This window comes from Tatumella citrea (assembly GCF_002163585.1).
GTDB lineage: Bacteria > Pseudomonadota > Gammaproteobacteria > Enterobacterales > Enterobacteriaceae > Tatumella > Tatumella citrea.
Map to the genome: position 1 here is coordinate 3440073 of NZ_CP015579.1, position 18964 is coordinate 3459036.

Here is an 18964-nt window from a genome sequence, read left to right on the forward strand (position 1 = left end):
TACTGTGATATTAGTAAAGCTAATCAGCCTGTGGCTGTCTGAGTCAAACGACAGCCATGAAAACTGAGCTCTGTTGGCAAGAAAGCAGCTTCAGCCGGTGAGTTATTGAGGCCGGCGCCCCAGTTTGCCGCGCTGATAAAGATTACGACGAATACGGGTCAGCCCCGGTTTAGGCCGTTTAGGCTCATCCAGGCTGGCCAGAACTAATTCAAGCACTCGTTCAGCAATATCCCGGTGACGTTGTCCTGCCGACAGTACCGGGCATTCCAGAAAATCCAGCAGTTCATTATCACCAAACGTAGCAATCGAAACATGACCAGGCAGATGACCATGAACCCGCAGGCAGGCATCCATCATTCCCTGCAGCAGGCCAAATGAGGTAGTGAACAATGCTGCAGGCATCGGATGTGTTTCCAGGTAACGGACAAAAGTCTCTGCCGCCGCACTTCGCTCAAAACTGTTGCTGTAGATAAATTCCACCTGACGGTTGTCACCGCGCCAGGCATCACGAAAGCCTTGCTCGCGAAGAAAGCTTACTGACAGTTCGGGTAATGCGCCTAAAAACAATACATTGTCTATCGGCTGTTTGCGTAATTCGCTGGAGAGAGCAAATGCATCCTCCTGATCAGCCCCTACTACGCTGGTGAAATGTTCTCTGTCCAGAGCCCGGTCCAAAGCAATAATCGGCAATGAATCGCCAACCCAGCGCTGATAGAAAGGGTGCTCAGGGGGCAACGACGTTGATACAATTAATGCATCCACCTGGCGTTGTAGTAAATGTTCGATGCACCGGATTTCGTTATCTGGCTGGTCTTCAGAACAGGCAATCAGAAGCTGATAACCGCGCTGTCTGGCCTGGCGTTCGAGATATTTTGCAATCCGGGTATAGCTGGTATTTTCCAGATCAGGGATCACCAGCCCGATAGAACGAGTACGTCCTGCACGTAATCCTGCTGCAACCGCATTTGGCTGATAATTATGTTCCCTGACAACAGCCATGACTTTTTCTACCGTTTTTTCGCTGACACGGTATTGCCTGGCTTTGCCATTGATTACATAACTCGCCGTCGTCCGGGAAACACCCGCCAGACGTGCAATTTCATCCAGTTTCACTTTTACCCCAGCGTACAAAGAATTCTACCGATGCCCGATGAGCTGCGTACAGCCGCGAACTTTTTTCTGATCTAAGCGCAGATGCCGCAACGGAGCAACCGTTTTATTGATACCGATAAAAAAGGCCCGGATAACGGGCCTTAAATAATGACAGAGGCAGGATTCTGCCTTTAGCCGATGGTGCGTTCGCCACGGGAAAGCCCGATGACTCCGGAACGAACCACTTCGACAATGTCTGTCACTCCGCGCAGTGTATTCAGGAATGCGTCCAGTTTGTCACTGGTTCCCGCCAGCTGTACGGTGTACAGAGAGGCGCTCACGTCAACAATCTGTCCGCGGAAAATATCAGAACAGCGTTTAACTTCATCACGCTGAGCGCCTTCCGCCTGAATTTTAACCAGCATAATTTCGCGTTCTACGCAGGCAGCCTGGCCCAATTCACTCACCCGTAATACGTCTACCAGTTTGTGTAACTGCTTCTCGATTTGCTCCAGAACTTTGGCATCACCTACAGTCTGAATTGTCATCCTGGATAAAGTAGGATCATCAGTCGGTGCTACCGCCAGGCTCTCGATATTATAGCCACGTTGTGAAAACAGTCCGATAACGCGCGATAATGCTCCGGATTCATTCTCAAGTAATACAGATAAAATACGGCGCATTATTCAGTCCTCTCGGTTTTGCTTAACCACATTTCATTCATACCGCCACCACGAATCAGCATCGGGTAAACGTGCTCACTGCCATCGACATGCACATCAACAAATACCAGACGGCCACCGGCAACAATTTTCAGAGCTTCACTCAGCTTTTCATCCAGCTCAGCCGGATTACTGATGGTCATTCCGACATGGCCATAAGCTTCTGCAAGCCGGACAAAATCGGGTAATGACTGCATATAGGATTGTGAGTGGCGACCAGAATAGATCATATCCTGCCATTGCTTCACCATCCCCAGATAACCGTTATTCAGGTTCAGAATTAACACTGGCAATTCATACTGCAATGCCGTCGATAATTCCTGAATATTCATCTGGATACTGCCGTCGCCTGTTACGCAGACAACCGTGGCATCCGGCACCGCCATTTTCACGCCTAACGCAGCAGGCAGACCAAAGCCCATCGTGCCCAGACCACCAGAGTTAATCCAGCGACGCGGCTGATTAAAGCGATAGTGTAACGCTGCAAACATCTGGTGCTGACCGACATCAGAGGTCACGTAAGCATCGCCGTTTGTCAGACGCCAGATGGCATCAATAGCGGCCTGAGGTTTAATGGTCTCACCTTCGGTATCAAAAGCGAGGCAGTGACGGGCACGCCAGCCTTCAATCTGTTGCCACCAGTCACTGTGATCTTCGGCAGTTTTCTCACCGGCGTTCAACAGTTCCAGCATCTGCTGTAATACCTGCCCTGCATCACCAACAACAGGAATATCCGCAGCAACGGTTTTGGAGATGGATGTCGGGTCGATATCGATATGGATTACCGTGGCATCCGGACAATATTTTGCCAGGTTATTGGTAGTACGGTCATCAAAACGCACACCTATCGCAAAGATAACATCAGCATTATGCATCGTCATATTGGCTTCATAGGTTCCGTGCATACCCAGCATACCGACACTTTGCTGATGTGTACCAGGGAAAGCACCCAGGCCCATCAGAGTCGTGGTCACCGGAATATTCAGGGTTTCTGCCAGTGTAATCAGCGCCTGTTCGCAGCCGGAAGTAATCACCCCGCCACCGGCATAAATCACTGGCTGTTTCGCCGCCCGCAACACCTGCAAAGCCCGCTTAATCTGGCCACGGTGGCCCTGGGTCGTTGGGTTATAAGAACGCAGGGATACCTGTTCCGGCCAGTAATAGGGCAGTTTTACTGCCGGGTTCAGAATATCTTTTGGCAGATCGATCACTACCGGCCCCGGACGCCCGGACGATGCCAGCCAGAAGGCTTTCTTTATAATGGCAGGAATATCTTCGGTGCGTTTTACCAGAAAACTGTGTTTAACCACGGGGCGGGATATTCCCACCATGTCACATTCCTGAAAAGCATCACTACCAATGAGCGAGGAAGCTACCTGCCCCGAAAGAACAACCATCGGAATTGAATCCATATAGGCCGTCGCAATACCGGTAATGGCGTTAGTTGCTCCCGGCCCGGAAGTCACCAGTACCACGCCGGTTTCCCCGGTGGCGCGGGCCAGGCCGTCAGCCATGTGCACAGCAGCCTGTTCATGACGAACAAGGATATGGTCAATCCCGCCAACGGTTTGCAGTGCATCATAAATATCCAGCACTGCCCCCCCGGGGTAACCAAAAACCTGTTTTATGCCCTGGTCAATCAACGATCGAACGACCATCTCGGCTCCTGACAACATCTCCATTTTTGCCTCCAGGCGATAACTGAATTCACGGACACGCACGACTGACAAACGATAGCCTTCCGTTAATGACATTCTGCAATGAAGATCAAAAGCTTATACCTTGAGTAAGGTGCTGGAATCATCTCTTCATTGAGTGTATACAGGGAAAGACAGCATTTATTATCTGCATTTCATTCGGCTAACATAACCGCAGAAATGTTGTCAGGCAAACCCCTGTCTGTTTAAGGGAGATAAATATTTAATAAAAGTTACTGCGATCACGAACAACCGGTCCTGAATAAAACTACTGCCACGTTTTTTCGTAGTTTAATATTCTGACTTTATGATTACCCACAGATAATAATGAAATTTAACTATTTTATTTCTGCCATAAACTCAGAACCCTGTTCCGGATATCTTTGCAGTGATAACGTTATTCTCTGAAAAATAATCGCCTTGCAAAATATTTCACTGGAACCCTTCATCTGCACCAAAGCATTCACCCTTAATCACCAGACATAAAGTGACTTTATTTCAGCATGTTATGATTCAATCTTCGTAAACAAACTCAACAACCGCACCACCTCCGCATACCGATAACACACTCTTACGACAGATATCTTGCTGAGCTGATGAATGCAGAATAATCCTCTGTTGCCCCCCGCAGAATAGCCACTGACTTTAAGTTGACATCAGCCACAGATTCCAGTACCAATATAGGCATACTTTATTTTCCAGGGTCTGAACCAATGATTCGTTTTATCCGCCTATCAGGACTACTCCTTCTCGCATTAAATGTGCGCGGTAGTTTTGTGGGCGGAATCAAAAAATGATTCGGGCCTGAAAACAGAAAAACCCGCGCCGCAGCGCGGGTTTTTTTATGCCCGCAGACTGGTGCCATAAAACACACAAGGAATTTACTGATGAGCGAGCAAGTCATTATTTTTGATACAACGTTACGTGACGGTGAACAGGCGCTGCAGGCAAGCCTGAGTGTCAAAGAGAAATTACAAATTGCTCTGGCACTGGAAAGAATGAAAGTCGATGTTATGGAAGTTGGCTTTCCGGTTTCTTCTCCTGGTGACTTTGAATCGGTTCAGACGATTGCGCGAACTATCAAAAACAGTCGCGTTTGCGGACTGGCACGTTGTGTTGAAAAAGATATCGATGCCGCTTATGAAGCTTTGAAAGTTGCTGAAGCGTTCCGTATTCATACCTTTATTGCAACCTCTCCGATGCATATTGCGACTAAATTGCGCAGTACTTTGCCGGAGGTTATCGAACGTGCCGTTTATATGATTAAGCACGCTCGTCAGTATACTGATGATGTAGAATTTTCCTGTGAGGATGGCGGCCGGACACCGATTGATGATTTGTGTCGGGTGGTAGAAGCGGCGATCAATGCTGGCGCCCGAACCATTAACATCCCGGATACTGTCGGTTATACCCTGCCCCACGAATATGCCAACATCATTTCAGCCTTAACTCAGCGCGTTCCTAACATCCATAAAGCTATTTTGTCTGTCCATACTCATGATGATTTAGGGATGGCCGTAGGTAATGCAATTGCTGCCGTTCAGGCAGGCGCACGCCAGGTTGAAGGAACGCTGAATGGTCTGGGCGAACGTGCCGGGAACTGTGCTCTGGAAGAAGTCATCATGGCCATCAAAACCCGCCAGCAGATGATGAACGTGACCACCGGAATAAACCACCAGGAAATTTACCGTACCAGTCAGATTGTCAGCCAGATTTGTAATATGCCTATTCCTGCCAATAAAGCGGTAGTCGGCAGCAACGCTTTTGCTCACTCCTCCGGTATCCACCAGGATGGCGTACTGAAAAATCGTGAAAACTACGAAATCATGACCCCGGAATCTATCGGTCTGAATCAGGTGCAATTGAACCTGACCTCACGTTCCGGTCGCGCCGCCGTGAAACATCGTATGGAAGAGATGGGTTACAAAGAAACCGACTATAATGCGGAAGCATTGTATGACGCCTTCCTGAAACTGGCAGATAAAAAAGGCCAGATTTTTGATTACGATCTGGAAGCGCTGGCGTTTATTAATAAGCAAAATGAAGAACATGACCACTTCCGCCTGCAGGAGTTTAATGTCCAGTCGGGTTCCAGCATTACTGCTACCGCATCGGTAAAACTGGCTTGCGGCGATGAAGTTAAAGAAGAAGCAGCGACCGGTAACGGTCCGGTAGATGCCGTGTATCAGGCTATCAACCGCATCACTGGTTACCAGGCAGAGCTGGTTAAATATCAGTTGTCAGCCAAAGGCCAGGGCGAAAATGCACTGGGTCAGGTCGATATTGTGATTCGGTATAACGATCGCAAATTCCATGGTGTCGGGCTGGCGACAGATATTGTCGAATCTTCAGCAACGGCAATGGTCAATGCCCTGAATAATATCTGGCAGGCCAAACAGGTTGAAAAAGAATTGCAGCGTAAATTTAAGACTGAAGCTAAGGAAACTGTGTAATTATGTCTACATCCTATCATATTGCAGTATTACCGGGTGATGGTATTGGTCCGGAAGTCATGACCCAGGCGCTGAAAGTTCTGGAAGCTATCCGGCAGCGTTTCTCAATTAACATCACCACTGCGCAATACGATGTTGGTGGTATTGCAATTGATAACCACGGTCAGCCACTGCCACCAGAAACTCTGGCTGGATGTGAAAAAGCCGATGCAGTTTTGTTTGGTTCCGTCGGTGGTCCAAAGTGGCAGCATCTGCCACCGGATGGTCAGCCAGAACGCGGCGCCCTGCTGCCACTGCGTAAACACTTCAAATTATTCAGTAACCTGCGTCCGGCTGCCTTGTATAATGGCCTGGAAGCTTTCTGTCCGTTGCGTAGCGATATTGCCGCAAAAGGTTTTGATATTCTGTGCGTCCGTGAATTGACCGGTGGTATCTACTTTGGTCAGCCGAAAGGTCGTGATGGCAGCGGCGATCAGACGCGGGCGTTTGATACTGAAGTCTATTACCGTTATGAAATCGAACGTATCGCCCGTCTGGCTTTTGAGTCAGCTGCAAAACGTCGCGGTAAAGTAACTTCTGTCGACAAATCTAACGTGTTGCAGTCATCCATTTTATGGCGTGAAACTGTGACAGAAATTGCCAAAGAGTACCCGGCAATCGAACTGGAACACATCTATATTGATAATGCGACCATGCAGTTAATCAAAGATCCTTCTCAGTTTGATGTACTGCTGTGTTCCAACCTGTTCGGCGATATCCTTTCCGATGAGTGTGCAATGATCACCGGCTCTATGGGAATGTTGCCGTCTGCCAGCCTGAACGAACAAGGTTTTGGCCTGTATGAACCTGCTGGTGGTTCAGCACCGGATATTGCCGGTAAAAACATCGCTAACCCTATTGCACAGATTTTGTCACTGGCCTTGCTGTTACGCTATAGCCTGAACGCCGGTGATGCCGCAGACAGTATTGAACGCGCCGTTAACCGTGCGTTAGAAGAAGGTCATCGCACCCGTGATTTAGCTGGTCAGGGTCCTTCTGTCAGTACTGATGAAATGGGCGATATCATTGCCCGCTTTATCACCGGAGAAAAATAAAAAATGAGCAAAACTTTATACCAGAAGTTATTTGATGCACATGTCGTCTATGAAGCAGAAAACGAAACCCCGTTACTGTATATCGATCGCCACTTAGTTCATGAAGTGACCTCACCGCAGGCATTTGATGGCTTACGCGCTCATGGCCGCCGTTTACGGCAGCCATCCAAAACCTTCGCCACCATGGACCATAACGTGTCTACCCAGACCCGTGATATTAATGCGTCCGGTGAGATGGCCCGTATTCAGATGCAGGAACTGATTAAAAACTGCGAAGAATTCGGCGTACAGCTGTATGACCTGAACCACCCTTACCAGGGTATCGTGCATGTTATCGGTCCTGAGCAGGGAATGACCCTGCCTGGCATGACCATCGTCTGCGGAGATTCACATACCGCTACTCATGGTGCCTTTGGTTCACTGGCGTTTGGTATTGGTACTTCAGAAGTTGAACATGTCATGGCAACCCAGACCCTGAAACAGGGTCGTGCGAAAACCATGAAAATTGAAGTCACCGGTGAAGCTGCCGTGGGAATTACCGCGAAAGATATCGTGCTGGCGGTGATCGGTAAAACCGGTAGTGCCGGTGGTACCGGACATGTGGTGGAATTCTGCGGCCCGGCCATCGAAGCGCTGAGCATGGAAGGCCGTATGACCCTGTGCAATATGGCGATTGAAATGGGTGCTAAAGCCGGACTGGTTGCTCCGGACGAAACCACTTTTAATTACCTGAAAGGCCGTCAGTTCTCTCCTACCGGCGAACAGTGGGACGAGGCTGTAACTTACTGGAAAAGTCTGAAATCTGACAGCGACGCGGTTTTTGATACCATCGTTACTCTGGATGCTGCTGATATTGCACCACAGGTAACCTGGGGAACTAACCCTGGTCAGGTTATTGCAATTAATCAGGCCATTCCGGCCCCTGAATCTTTCAGCGATCCGGTTGAACGTGCCTCAGCAGCAAAAGCACTGGCCTATATGGGACTGGATGCCGGCGTTAAACTGACCGATGTCGCCATTGATAAAGTGTTTATCGGTTCCTGTACCAATTCACGTATCGAAGATTTACGTGCCGCAGCAGCCATTGCCAAGGGCCGTAAAGTTGCCCCGGGAATCGTGGCAATGGTAGTACCGGGTTCAGGTCCGGTAAAAGCCCAGGCAGAGGAAGAAGGTTTAGATAAAATCTTTACCGATGCAGGTTTCGAATGGCGCCTGCCTGGTTGCTCAATGTGTCTGGCAATGAACAACGATCGGCTGAATGCCGGTGAACGTTGTGCCTCCACCAGCAACCGTAACTTCGAAGGCCGTCAGGGCCGTGGCGGGCGTACTCATCTGGTCAGCCCGGCGATGGCCGCTGCTGCAGCTGTGATGGGCCGTTTTGCCGACATCCGTGAACTGAACTAAGGAGCTTCTGATGGCCACTAAATTTACCCAACATACCGGGATTGTTGCGCCGCTGGATGCAGCCAATGTCGATACTGATGCAATTATTCCAAAGCAATTCTTGCAGAAAGTAACCCGTACCGGATTCGGTCAGCACTTATTTAATGACTGGCGTTTTCTGGACGATGCAGGGAAAATCCCTAATCCTGAATTTGTACTGAACAAACCCGTGTTCAAAGGTGCCAGTATTCTTCTGGCACGGGAAAACTTCGGTTGTGGTTCATCACGTGAGCATGCTCCGTGGGCTCTGACTGATTTTGGATTCCGTACCGTTATCGCCCCAAGCTTCGCTGACATTTTTTATGGAAACAGCTTCAACAACCAGCTGTTGCCGGTAAAACTGAAAGAAGAAGAAGTGGATGAGTTGTTCCGTCTGGTCGCAGAACAACCGGGGATCGAATTCCTGGTTGATCTTGAAAAACTGGAAGTAGTCGCAGGTGATAAACACTATCCGTTTACCCTGGACAGTTTCCGCCGCCATTGCATGCTTAACGGTCTGGACAGTATTGGCCTGACGTTACAGCACGAAGCGGCTATTTCGGCCTACGAAACCCGCCAGCCGGTGTTTCTGCGTTAAGCCGCAGCTGAGTCACTGTTTTTAGCCGATACCCCCTCTTTTGAGGGGGTTTTCGTTTCCGGCCTGTTATGCCGACTCTTTCACCCGCCAGGTCAGCAGTAGTGACACCAGTATCAATCCTGAGGCCAGCCAGTAAATTGCCTCATGCCCCCACCAGTCACTGACACTCCCCTGTAATAATCCGGCAAAAATCATCCCGGTAGAGACAGAGTTAGTAAACATAGTGGTCGCAACACCAGCCCGGCCAGGCATCAGATCCTGGAACCACAGCATAACCAGTCCGGCCACAATACCAATAAATATGGCATTCAACAGTTGCAGCATCAGCATACTGTGGAACGAATGAAACAACAGCATCCCCGGGTAAAACAGCACCCCTGCAAATACTGCGGCCAGCACCAGTGGGCGTTTACCAATTCGTTTCGCCATCAACCCCGCCAGCAGCATCACAGGAATTTCCAGACCCGCCGCAGTTCCCATAAAGATCCCCGCGACCTTCTCCTGCATCCCCAACGTACTACTGATATAGAGTGGCATATCAATGATGTACATAATGTTGCAGGTCCACATCAGCACCGACGCAATAAATAAGCGGCGTACTCCAGGTATTTTCCAGCCAGAGACAGTACTGCGGGCAATATTTGCCTCCGGAAAAATCTTCGGTACCGAAGGCAGGCTAAGCCGGATAAAAAACAATGCCACCAGAAACAACGACGCGGCCACCAGATAAAGGGTCATAAACCCCCAGTTCAGCGCCAGTGCAAACGAAAGCGGAGGGCCTATCACCCAGGCCAGCGACATCTGGGCCCGCATTAGTGAGCTGAACATCACGACTTCCCGCGAGGTATAGTCGGCATATTCCCTTGCCAGTGCAAAAATCTGTGGCATTACCACGGTTGAAAAAGCCGACAGCAATAATCCCAGACTAATCAGCAGCCAGTAGCTGCGGGTAAAAGCAAACACAATGGCATTGCCAATCGCCATCATGCAGCAAAGCATCAGTAAATTACGGCGATCTCCTTTCTTATCCGATCGCTTAGCTAGCAAAAAGCTGACCAGAATCCCGGTTATGGCATTCACGGTAAAAAACAGCCCGACTTTAAAGGGCTCAGCATGCAGTTCCTTACTGAGAAACAGGCTAAGTGTCGGTGCCTGCAACGCGCCGGCAATACTGACGATAAAGGTCACCAGCATAAAAAATACAAATATGGTGTTGCCTTTTGCTGGCTGAGGCTCAGGGGTTTGCATAGAAAAATACATCCGCATCAAAATGTGACGATAGAAAGATCATATAACAAATAGGGAAAAGCCGGCAGACATTGTCTGCCGGCAGAGCAATTAACACCCGAAATGTCGCAAATTTTTTTGAGAAAGATGAACAAAAGACGGGGAGCACAAAACCGGCATCGCAGACTTCCGTTCACCTGAAGTCTGCTCTTAATATAAGGAAATTAATATTGAGCAGTTTAAAAAAAGAGTTCCTCTTTTATGACAACCAAACGACTGAAAGAGCAATTTATCCGTCTGTGGGAACTGAGCCACGGTGAGGACCAGCAAACCACTCTGGCACAGCTGGCAGAACAACTGCATTGTTCTGCCAGGCATATCCGTAACCTGCTAAATCGTATGCAACAGCAGCAATGGCTGCGCTGGGAAAGCCACTCCGGCAGAGGAAAACGCTCCGGGCTGTACTTTCAGATAACCGCAGGTGAACTCCGTCAACAACAAGCCGAAGCACTTCTGGAACAAGACCAGACTGAACAGTTACTACAACTAACAGGAGATCAGTCACGGGTACGGCAAATGATACTGGCAAGGCTCGGCCGCAGCTTTCGCCAGGGGCGACATATTCTGCGGGTACCCTACTACCGGCCATTGCTCAGTTTACTCCCGGGCTCACCGCTACGGCGCAGTGAAACTCACATTGCCCGGCAAATATTTAATGGTCTGGTACGGGTTGATGAGCTTTCCGGCGAAACCGGTCCCGATATTGCCCATCACTGGCAACAGCTCTCACCATTGCACTGGCGATTTTATATTCGCCCTGCGGTTCACTTTCATCATGGTCGTGAACTGCAGGTCACCGATATTATTAGTAGTCTGCAGCGCTTAACCAACCATCCTTTGTTTTGTCATCTGGCAAGTATCGACTCACCGGCGGCCTGGATTGTGGATATCCATCTGACTTCTGCTGATGAATGGCTGCCCTGGCTGCTTGGCAGCGTTGCTGCCCTGATACTGCCCGCAGAATGGCAAACCATGCCCGACTTTGCCACTAAACCCAGCGGTACGGGCCCCTATTACGTGGTGGAAAACCAGAAAAGCCAGCTCCGTATAGAAGCGTTTGATGACTACTTTGGTTATCGCCCACTGATTGACAATGTCACTATCTGGGTATTGCCGGAAATCAGTGAAGATCTTGTTTATCAGGGCCTGACATTACAGGGAAATGAAAATCAGCAAACCACCGGAGAGAGCCGGCTGGAACAAGGTTGCTATTTTATGTTGTTCGATCAGCGTTCAGCGCTTGCTCGCCAGCCATCAATACGACGCTGGCTGAGTAATTTGTTTAACCCGGACAATTTATTGCAACAGGCCGCCTCAACACACCAACGCTTCTGGTCTCCGGCGCGAGGGATGTTACCTGACTGGCAACACACCTGTTATGAGTCTCTGTCAGAAAAGCCGGACGGCCTTACTCATCTCACGCTCTGCTGGTACGGCTCACATATTGAACATCTGGCCATTGTGAAGATTGTGAGCCCACTACTCGCCCGTCATGGCATCCGGTTAATCAGTAAAGAAGTCAGCTACCAGCAATGGTTTAACGGTGATGCCAGTGCCGATCTCTGGCTGGGGAGTTGCAACTTCACCGCCCCGTTGGAGTGGTCGGTGTTTGCCCTGGTCTGTGAAATGCCGCTTTTTCATCACTGCCTGGGAGATGAACTCTCGCTGTCGTTACCATCCTGGCACCAGAAGGTACTCAATACAGAACAGTGGTACCAGCAATTACATCACCGCCATCTCCTGCTGCCACTGTTCCATCACTGGCTGACATTACAGGGACAACGAAGCATGCGTGGCATCCGGATGAATTCGCTGGGCTGGTTTGATTTTAAATCAGCCTGGTTTGTTCCACCGGAACTTTGATGCTTTCACCACGGCCGTGAATTGACTAGAATAAGCCGTTCTCAACGGGGTGCACATTGTTGCTGAGATATACCCGTAGAACCTGATCCGGTTAACACCGGCGTAGGGATTTGAGACTGACTCACTCAGATCCTTTGCGCACAAAAATTCCCGCCTCAAGGAGCGCAAAGTGTTAAAAAAAGTTCTGCCTGTATTATTGCTGATATCTGCCCCGGTTCTGGCCGCCAAACCAGAACTGACCGTTTACACCTACGACTCTTTCTCGTCAGACTGGGGCCCGGGACCCGCCATTAAAAAAGCCTTTGAAACTAACTGCAACTGCACCCTGAAATATGTCTCCCTCGGTGATGGCGTTGCTCTGTTAAACCGCCTGAGAATGGAAGGGAAACACAGTAAAGCCGATGTCGTAGTCGGGCTGGACAACAATCTGTTGGATGCCGCGCAAAAAACCGGCCTGTTCGCACCTACACCAGTTGATTACAGCCATCTCACCGTACCAGGCGGCTGGAATAACACAACCTTTGTTCCTTATGACTACGGTTACTTTGCGTTCGTGTACAACAAAAAACTCCTGAAAAATCCCCCGACCAGCCTGAAACAACTGGTCGAAAGCCCGGAGAAATGGCGGGTTATTTATGAAGATCCACGGACCAGTACTCCGGGACTTGGCCTACTGCTGTGGATGCAAAAAGTTTACGGCGACCAGGCTCCGGCTGCCTGGCAGAAACTGGCCGCCAAAACAGTGACCGTGACCCGTGGCTGGAGTGAAGCTTATAGTCTGTTCCTGAAAGGGGAAAGTGATCTGGTTCTGAGCTACACCACCTCACCGGCCTATCATATTATTGAGGAGCATAATTCTGATTATGCCGCCGCCAACTTCCCGGAAGGTAACTATATGCAGGTGGAAGTGGCAGCCCGGCTGAAAGACAGCCCACACCCGGCGCTGGCAAAACAGTTTATGCAGTTTGTCACCAGCCCGGCCTTCCAGCAAACGCTGCCGACCGGGAACTGGATGTATCCGGTCATAAAAACCACTTTGCCAGCGGGTTATCAGCAACTCACGGTTCCTAAAACTGCCCTGCAGTTTACACCTGAAGAAGTCGCTACTCACCGCGATGCATGGATTAGCGCATGGCAGAACGCAGTCAGCCACTGATGCCTCGCTGGTTAATACCAGGGCTGCTGGCAGCCCTGGTCACCTGTGGTATAGCGCTGCTGGCTTTCGCAAGCCTGCTTTGGAATGCACCTCTGACTCACGGATATCGCTGGCTGAGCGATCCTTATCTGCGGCATGTCATCGCTTTTTCCTTTGAGCAGGCAGCATTATCCACCTTACTCTCTGTGCTGCCGGCGATTCTGGTCGCCAGAGCACTCTACCGACGCCGCTTTCCGGGCCGAAAACTGCTACTCCGCTTGTGCGCAATGACACTGGTACTGCCGGTATTAGTGGCGGTGTTTGGTCTGCTGAGTGTCTATGGCCGAGATGGCTGGCTGGCAAGCCTCGCTACTCTTGCCGGGTTCCACTACAGCTTTTCTGTCTATGGTCTGCAAGGGATTTTGCTGGCACACGTCTTTTTTAACCTGCCACTGGCAGCCCGGTTATTGCTGCAATCTTTAGAACAGATCCCAGCCGAACAGCGTCAGTTGGCAGCACAGCTCAATATGCAGGGATTTTACCTGTTCCGTTGGCTGGAGTGGCCCTGGCTGAAACGCCAGTTACTGCCGGTGGCTGCGCTGATTTTCATGCTCTGTTTTGCCAGTTTTGCCATTGTACTAGCGTTGGGCGGCGGGCCACGGGCAACGACACTGGAACTGGCGATTTTCCAGGCACTTAGTTACGATTTCGACCCGGAGAAAGCCGCAGTACTCGCGTTGGTTCAGTTGAGTTTCTGTCTGCTGCTGGTATTGCTCAGCCTGCGGCTAAATACAACGCTGGCTGGTAACAGTCCGCTGGTCAGTCACTGGCGTTCCCCGGACGATCGCTGGCGCCCCAGAATTACCGACAGTCTGGTGATCATTCTGACTTTGTTATTATTGATCCCGCCTGTACTGGCGGTGGTAATTAATGGTCTGAACCCTAATCTGTTCAGTTCATTACGTCAGTCCGGACTTTGGGTAGCCACCTGGAATTCTGTCAGTATTGCAGTACGCGCAGGGGTGTTATCAGTCATCCTGACCATGATGCTACTGTGGAGTAGTCGTGAGTTGCGGCTGCGCGGAAATCTGCTGCCAGCGCAATTGCTTGATACCAGCGGTATGTTGATCCTTGCGATGCCAGGAATCGTACTGGCCAGCGGAATTTTTATGTTTTACAACAGCACCAGCGGGGTCCCGGATTCTCCGGAAAATATCATTGTACTGGTGAATGCCCTGATTGCCATGCCCTATGCCCTAAAAGTTCTGGATACGCCAATGCGTGATATTGCCCAACACTATAACCAGCTCTGTCTGTCACTGGGAATTCAGGGCTGGCAAAGAATACGTCTGGTTGAAGAACGGGCACTGAAGCGGCCGCTGGCTCAGGCACTGGCCTTTGCCTGCGTACTGTCGGTAGGTGATTTTGGGGTGGTATCGTTATTTGGCAGCGATGATTTCCGGACTCTGCCGTTCTACCTTTACCAGCAGATTGGTGCCTATCGCGGACAACAGGCAGCAGTCAGTGCCCTGCTGCTGTTACTGGTGTGTTTTGTACTGTTCACTTTGATTGAAAAAATTGCAGGAAATCATGCTGACGCTGAATGATTTGACCTATCACTATCAGTCACAAACGATGCGCTTCTCAATGCAGATAGCGCGGAGCCAACGGGTCGCCATTCTTGGCCCCAGCGGCGCGGGTAAAAGTACTCTGCTCAGTATGATAGCCGGCTTTTTGCCACTCAGTGGCGGTGAGCTATGGATTGACGGGAAAAACTGTACCCGATTGCCCCCTTCCAAACGGCCGGTATCGATGCTGTTCCAGGAAAATAACCTGTTTGCTCATCTGACCGCCGGGCAAAACCTGGGGCTTGGATTGCATCCGGGACTGCGGCTCACCCGTCAGCAGCAGCAACAGGTAACAGATATTGCCGCCAGTGTTGGATTGCAGGGACTGCTGGACAGACTCCCCGGACAACTATCAGGCGGGCAGCGCCAAAGAGTCGCACTGGCCCGTTGTCTGTTACGTCAACAACCGGTGTTATTGCTGGATGAACCTTTTTCGGCACTGGACCCGGCACTGCGTCAGGAAATGCTGATACTGACCGATCAAATGTGCACCGCTCATAATATTACATTACTGATGGTGTCACATAATCTGGAAGATGTCCGGCAAATTGCCGGACAGACTTTGCTGGTGAATGATGGTCACATTGTCTGGCAGGGAGAGAGTCAGACACTGCTTAACGGAGAGGTTGCGGATGCAGAACTGCTCGGCATCTCACCCGCGACAATCAGGCAATAAATACCCGCCATAATAGTTGTCGAAAATGCGGCATCATCGGATCGAACTGTAAACCCACCAGCCCGGCAACGGCCAGAATAATCAGTAACGGTGCGAGCCAGCGCAGGCGACCGGCCGGCAACAGTTTGCTGGCCCAGTCCTGTTTTTTGGTGCCGCGTAACCAACGCCACCCGGTCCAGACAGCCAGCCACAGAGCGATAGCTTCGGCCAGTAGCAGCCACTTAAATAAACTGGTTTGCGCATTATGAGGTGCGTCAATCACCACTCCGGCCAGAATACCGGGTAACAGATAAACCGGCGGCCACAAAATACAGCCAATAATGTTCGGCGGAAGAAATTTCTTCACTGGTAATTCCAGCATCCCCGCCAGCAGTGGAATCAATGGCCGGGTAGGACCAACAAACCGGCCAATCAGAATCGTTGCCACACTGTGTTCATTCAGGGCATGTTCAGTTTTGTCCAGTAAATTGCGATGCTTTTGCAGATATTTCCAGCGATGCAAAGGGCCCTGGAAACGCCAGCCTATATAGAAGGAAAGCCAGTCGCCCAGCAGACACCCTGCCAGCCCTGCCCCCCATGCCGGATACAAACCAATTTTTCCGCTGCCAATCAGTGCGCCAAGACTTGCCATCAACACCGTTCCCGGGAGGATCAACCCCACCAGCGCCAGAGACTCAAAAAAAGTCACCACGGCGACCGCAAACAAAGCCCACTCCAGTGACTGAGTCAGAAGGTGTTGGATCCAGACTTCCATAAACATTCCTCACGTAAACTGAGCCTGGATTGTCCAGAGCAAGCGCACAGACGTCAAGCAATGTCTGAGCTTTAATACAAACAAATACAAAACCACACATCAGGCTATGACCCCGGGGAATGCCGGTCCCTCCCGGCAGATATGTTATACTCCGGGGAGTGAAACTCCGGAGATCCCGTGAATAATCCCCAACCTGGCTTTCTGTTAACCCGTCACTGGCGGGATACCCCTCGTGGCATCGAACTGACCTTCTGGCTGGCAACCGACCAGGGGCCGGTGCAGATTCGTGTGCCGCCGCAGGAAGCTGTCGCGTTTATCCCGCAGTCTGCGGCAGATGAAGCGGCAAAGCTGTTAAGCGGCGAAAGAAATATTCGTTTGCTGCCATTGCAGCTACGTGATTTCCACCAGCAACCTCAGTCCGGTCTTTACTGCCGTCAGTACCGGCAACTGCAGCGGCTGGAGAAAGTTCTCCGTGAGCAGGGAATTCCGGTGTATGAGGCCGATATCCGCCCGGCAGAACGCTTTCTTATGGAACGGTTTATCACCGCCCCGGTATGGTTCAATGGTGAGCAGGACGGCACGCTGATTGATAATGCCCGGCTGAAACCACATCCTGATTACCGGCCAACGTTAAAGTGGATGTCTCTGGATATTGAAACCAGCGAACACGGAGATCTCTACTGTATTGGCATTGAAGGTTGTGGCCAGCGTCAGGTGATGATGCTGGGAGAACCAACAACGGAAAATCAGCAGGTTGATTTTCAACTGGATTACGCAGCTACTCCTCAGCAGTTACTGGAGATGCTTAATCAGTGGTTTGTTGACCACGACCCCGATGTCATCATTGGCTGGAATCTGATCCAGTTTGATTTACGGGTTCTGCAAAAACATGCCGACCGTTACCAGATTCCGTTAAGGGCCGGGCGTGGTGGCAGCACTCTGGAATGGCGGGAACATGGTTTTAAACCCGGTGTCTTTATGGCGCAGGCCGCTGGCCGACTGATTGTTGATGGTATTGAAGCGCTCAAATCTTCGTTCCGCGAATTCAGCTCTTTTAGTCTGGAAAATGTGTCACGTGAACTGCTCGGTGAAGGCAAACTTACCGAAGATCCTGACCAGCGAATGGACGAAATTAACCGCAATTTTGCCACCAATAAGAGTGCTCTGGCCCGCTATAATCTGCGGGACTGTGAACTGGTGACCCGAATTTTCCACGAAACCAGCCTGATGCCCTTCTTACTGGAAAGAAGCAGTGTCAACGGGCTTCAGGCCGATCGCCATGGCGGTTCGGTGGCCTCTTTTGGGCATTTGTACATCCCGCGTATGCACCGTTCTGGCTTTGTTGCTCCGAATTTAGGAGAGGTGACTCCGGCAGCAAGCCCCGGGGGATATGTTATGGACTCCCGGCCCGGATTATATGACTCAGTGCTGGTACTGGATTTTAAAAGCCTCTACCCGTCGATCATCCGAACCTTTCTGATAGATCCTGTGGGACTGGCAGAAGGAATGGGAAACCCTGCCGATCCTGATCCGGTGCCGGGCTTCCTCGGAGCCTTTTTCTCACGGACAGTGCAATGCCTGCCCGGAATCATCAGTCAGATCTGGCAAAACCGTGAACTGGCAAAGCAGCAGAAAAATCAGCCGCTGTCCCAGGCGTTGAAAATAATTATGAACTCCTTTTACGGCGTGCTTGGGACTCCGGCCTGTCGTTTCTTCGATCCGCGACTGGCTTCATCGATTACTCTGCGCGGGCATGAAATCATGCAAAAAACCCGTGATTTTATTGAACAGCAGGGATACGAGGTGATTTATGGTGATACTGACTCCACATTTGTCTGGCTGAAAACCGCCCACAGCGAACAGCAAGCCGCGGATATTGGCCGGCAACTGGCAGAAGGCGTGAATGCCTGGTGGCAGCAGCAACTGGCTCAGCAGTTCAATCTGGTGAGTGCACTGGAACTGGAATATGAAACTCACTTCAGCCGCTTTCTGATGCCTACCATCCGTGGAGCAGAACAAGGTAGTAAAAAACGCTATGCAGGGCTGGTTAGCCAGCAAGGCGAACAGCAAATCATTTTTAAAGGGCTGGAAACGGTACGTACCGACTGGACCCCACTGGCCCGACAGTTTCAGCAGACACTGTATGATTTAATCTTCCGTCGCCAGCCCTGGCAACAATATGTGCGGGATACCGTCGCACAACTGATGGCAGGGGAACTGGATGACTTGCTGATTTATAGTAAGCGACTGCGCCGGCCACTGGGCGACTATCAGAAAAATGTTCCACCACACGCCCGGGCAGCCTTACTGGCAGATGAACAGCACCGTAAAGCCGGCCAGCCTTTGCGTTACCAGAAAGGTGGCACAATACATTATGTGATAACCACCCGTGGACCTGAACCCCTGAACGCCCGTACTGCACCGCTGGATTATGATCACTATCTGAGCCGGCAGTTAGAGCCGATTGCAGACGGCATACTTGGGTTTGTAGGCGGAAATTTTGCCACACTGATTACCGGGCAACTGGGGCTGTTTTGATAGGT

The 18964-nt window shown here is 50.6% G+C and carries 14 protein-coding genes and 1 riboswitch; of the genes, 9 read left to right on the forward strand and 5 right to left on the reverse strand.

Annotated elements, in window-relative coordinates:
- Window positions 1-102: 102 nt before the first annotated feature.
- The 3 genes from cra to ilvI all read right to left on the reverse strand — a co-directional run bounded on the left by cra (window position 103) and on the right by ilvI (window position 3496).
- Entirely contained in the window at window positions 103-1113 is a 1011-nt protein-coding gene (gene cra, locus A7K98_RS16385) for a catabolite repressor/activator (protein WP_087489520.1), read from the reverse strand.
- Window positions 1114-1283: 170 nt separating this feature from the next.
- Window positions 1284-1775 carry an acetolactate synthase small subunit gene (gene ilvN, locus A7K98_RS16390; protein WP_087489521.1) on the reverse strand — a complete coding sequence of 164 codons (492 nt, stop codon included), beginning with the start codon at window positions 1773-1775 and terminating at the stop codon, window positions 1284-1286.
- Window positions 1775-3496 carry an acetolactate synthase 3 large subunit gene (gene ilvI, locus A7K98_RS16395; protein WP_087490555.1) on the reverse strand — a complete coding sequence of 574 codons (1722 nt, stop codon included), beginning with the start codon at window positions 3494-3496 and terminating at the stop codon, window positions 1775-1777. The genes ilvN and ilvI overlap by 1 nt, the downstream gene beginning before the upstream one ends.
- 902 nt (window positions 3497-4398) lie before the next feature.
- Here ilvI and leuA point away from each other — a divergent pair.
- The 4 genes from leuA to leuD are packed head-to-tail and all read left to right on the forward strand — an operon-like array spanning window position 4399 to window position 9078.
- A complete protein-coding gene (gene leuA, locus A7K98_RS16400) occupies window positions 4399-5964 on the forward strand; it encodes a 2-isopropylmalate synthase (protein ID WP_087489522.1) in 1566 nt (521 codons plus the stop codon).
- A gap of 2 nt (window positions 5965-5966) precedes the next feature.
- On the forward strand, window positions 5967-7058 hold the full coding sequence (gene leuB / locus A7K98_RS16405; RefSeq protein WP_087489523.1) for a 3-isopropylmalate dehydrogenase: 1092 nt from the start codon (window positions 5967-5969) through the stop codon (window positions 7056-7058).
- Window positions 7059-7061: 3 nt separating this feature from the next.
- Window positions 7062-8462, forward strand: coding sequence for a 3-isopropylmalate dehydratase large subunit (gene leuC / locus A7K98_RS16410; RefSeq protein WP_087489524.1), 1401 nt, complete (start codon window positions 7062-7064; stop codon window positions 8460-8462).
- 10 nt (window positions 8463-8472) lie between these two features.
- Window positions 8473-9078 (forward strand): 3-isopropylmalate dehydratase small subunit, encoded by a 606-nt coding sequence (gene leuD / locus A7K98_RS16415; protein WP_087489525.1) that lies wholly within the window; start codon window positions 8473-8475, stop codon window positions 9076-9078.
- A gap of 66 nt (window positions 9079-9144) precedes the next feature.
- Here leuD and A7K98_RS16420 read toward each other — a convergent pair whose 3' ends face one another.
- Window positions 9145-10326: an MFS transporter gene (locus A7K98_RS16420; protein WP_087489526.1), complete on the reverse strand. Its 1182-nt coding sequence runs from the start codon at window positions 10324-10326 to the stop codon at window positions 9145-9147.
- Window positions 10327-10566: 240 nt separating this feature from the next.
- On the opposite strand from A7K98_RS16420, the gene sgrR reads away from it, so the two are divergent.
- The 4 genes from sgrR to thiQ all read left to right on the forward strand — a co-directional run bounded on the left by sgrR (window position 10567) and on the right by thiQ (window position 15667).
- Window positions 10567-12228 carry an HTH-type transcriptional regulator SgrR gene (gene sgrR, locus A7K98_RS16425; RefSeq protein WP_087489527.1) on the forward strand — a complete coding sequence of 554 codons (1662 nt, stop codon included), beginning with the start codon at window positions 10567-10569 and terminating at the stop codon, window positions 12226-12228.
- A gap of 35 nt (window positions 12229-12263) precedes the next feature.
- Window positions 12264-12355, forward strand: a riboswitch (TPP riboswitch).
- Window positions 12356-12397: 42 nt separating this feature from the next.
- Window positions 12398-13384, forward strand: a complete 987-nt coding sequence (gene thiB, locus A7K98_RS16430; RefSeq protein WP_087489528.1) for a thiamine ABC transporter substrate binding subunit — start codon at window positions 12398-12400, stop codon at window positions 13382-13384.
- Window positions 13360-14970, forward strand: coding sequence for a thiamine/thiamine pyrophosphate ABC transporter permease ThiP (gene thiP, locus A7K98_RS16435; RefSeq protein WP_087489529.1), 1611 nt, complete (start codon window positions 13360-13362; stop codon window positions 14968-14970). The genes thiB and thiP overlap by 25 nt, the downstream gene beginning before the upstream one ends.
- Entirely contained in the window at window positions 14954-15667 is a 714-nt protein-coding gene (gene thiQ, locus A7K98_RS16440; RefSeq protein ID WP_087489530.1) for a thiamine ABC transporter ATP-binding protein ThiQ, read from the forward strand. The genes thiP and thiQ overlap by 17 nt, the downstream gene beginning before the upstream one ends.
- Here the strand turns inward: thiQ and A7K98_RS16445 are convergent.
- Entirely contained in the window at window positions 15657-16421 is a 765-nt protein-coding gene (locus tag A7K98_RS16445; RefSeq protein ID WP_087489531.1) for a DedA family protein, read from the reverse strand. The two genes, thiQ and A7K98_RS16445, sit on opposite strands and share 11 nt — an antisense overlap.
- Before the next feature lie 177 nt (window positions 16422-16598).
- Here A7K98_RS16445 and A7K98_RS16450 point away from each other — a divergent pair, with 177 nt between their 5' ends.
- Window positions 16599-18959, forward strand: coding sequence for a DNA polymerase II (locus tag A7K98_RS16450; RefSeq protein ID WP_087489532.1), 2361 nt, complete (start codon window positions 16599-16601; stop codon window positions 18957-18959).
- Window positions 18960-18964 lie beyond the last annotated feature (5 nt).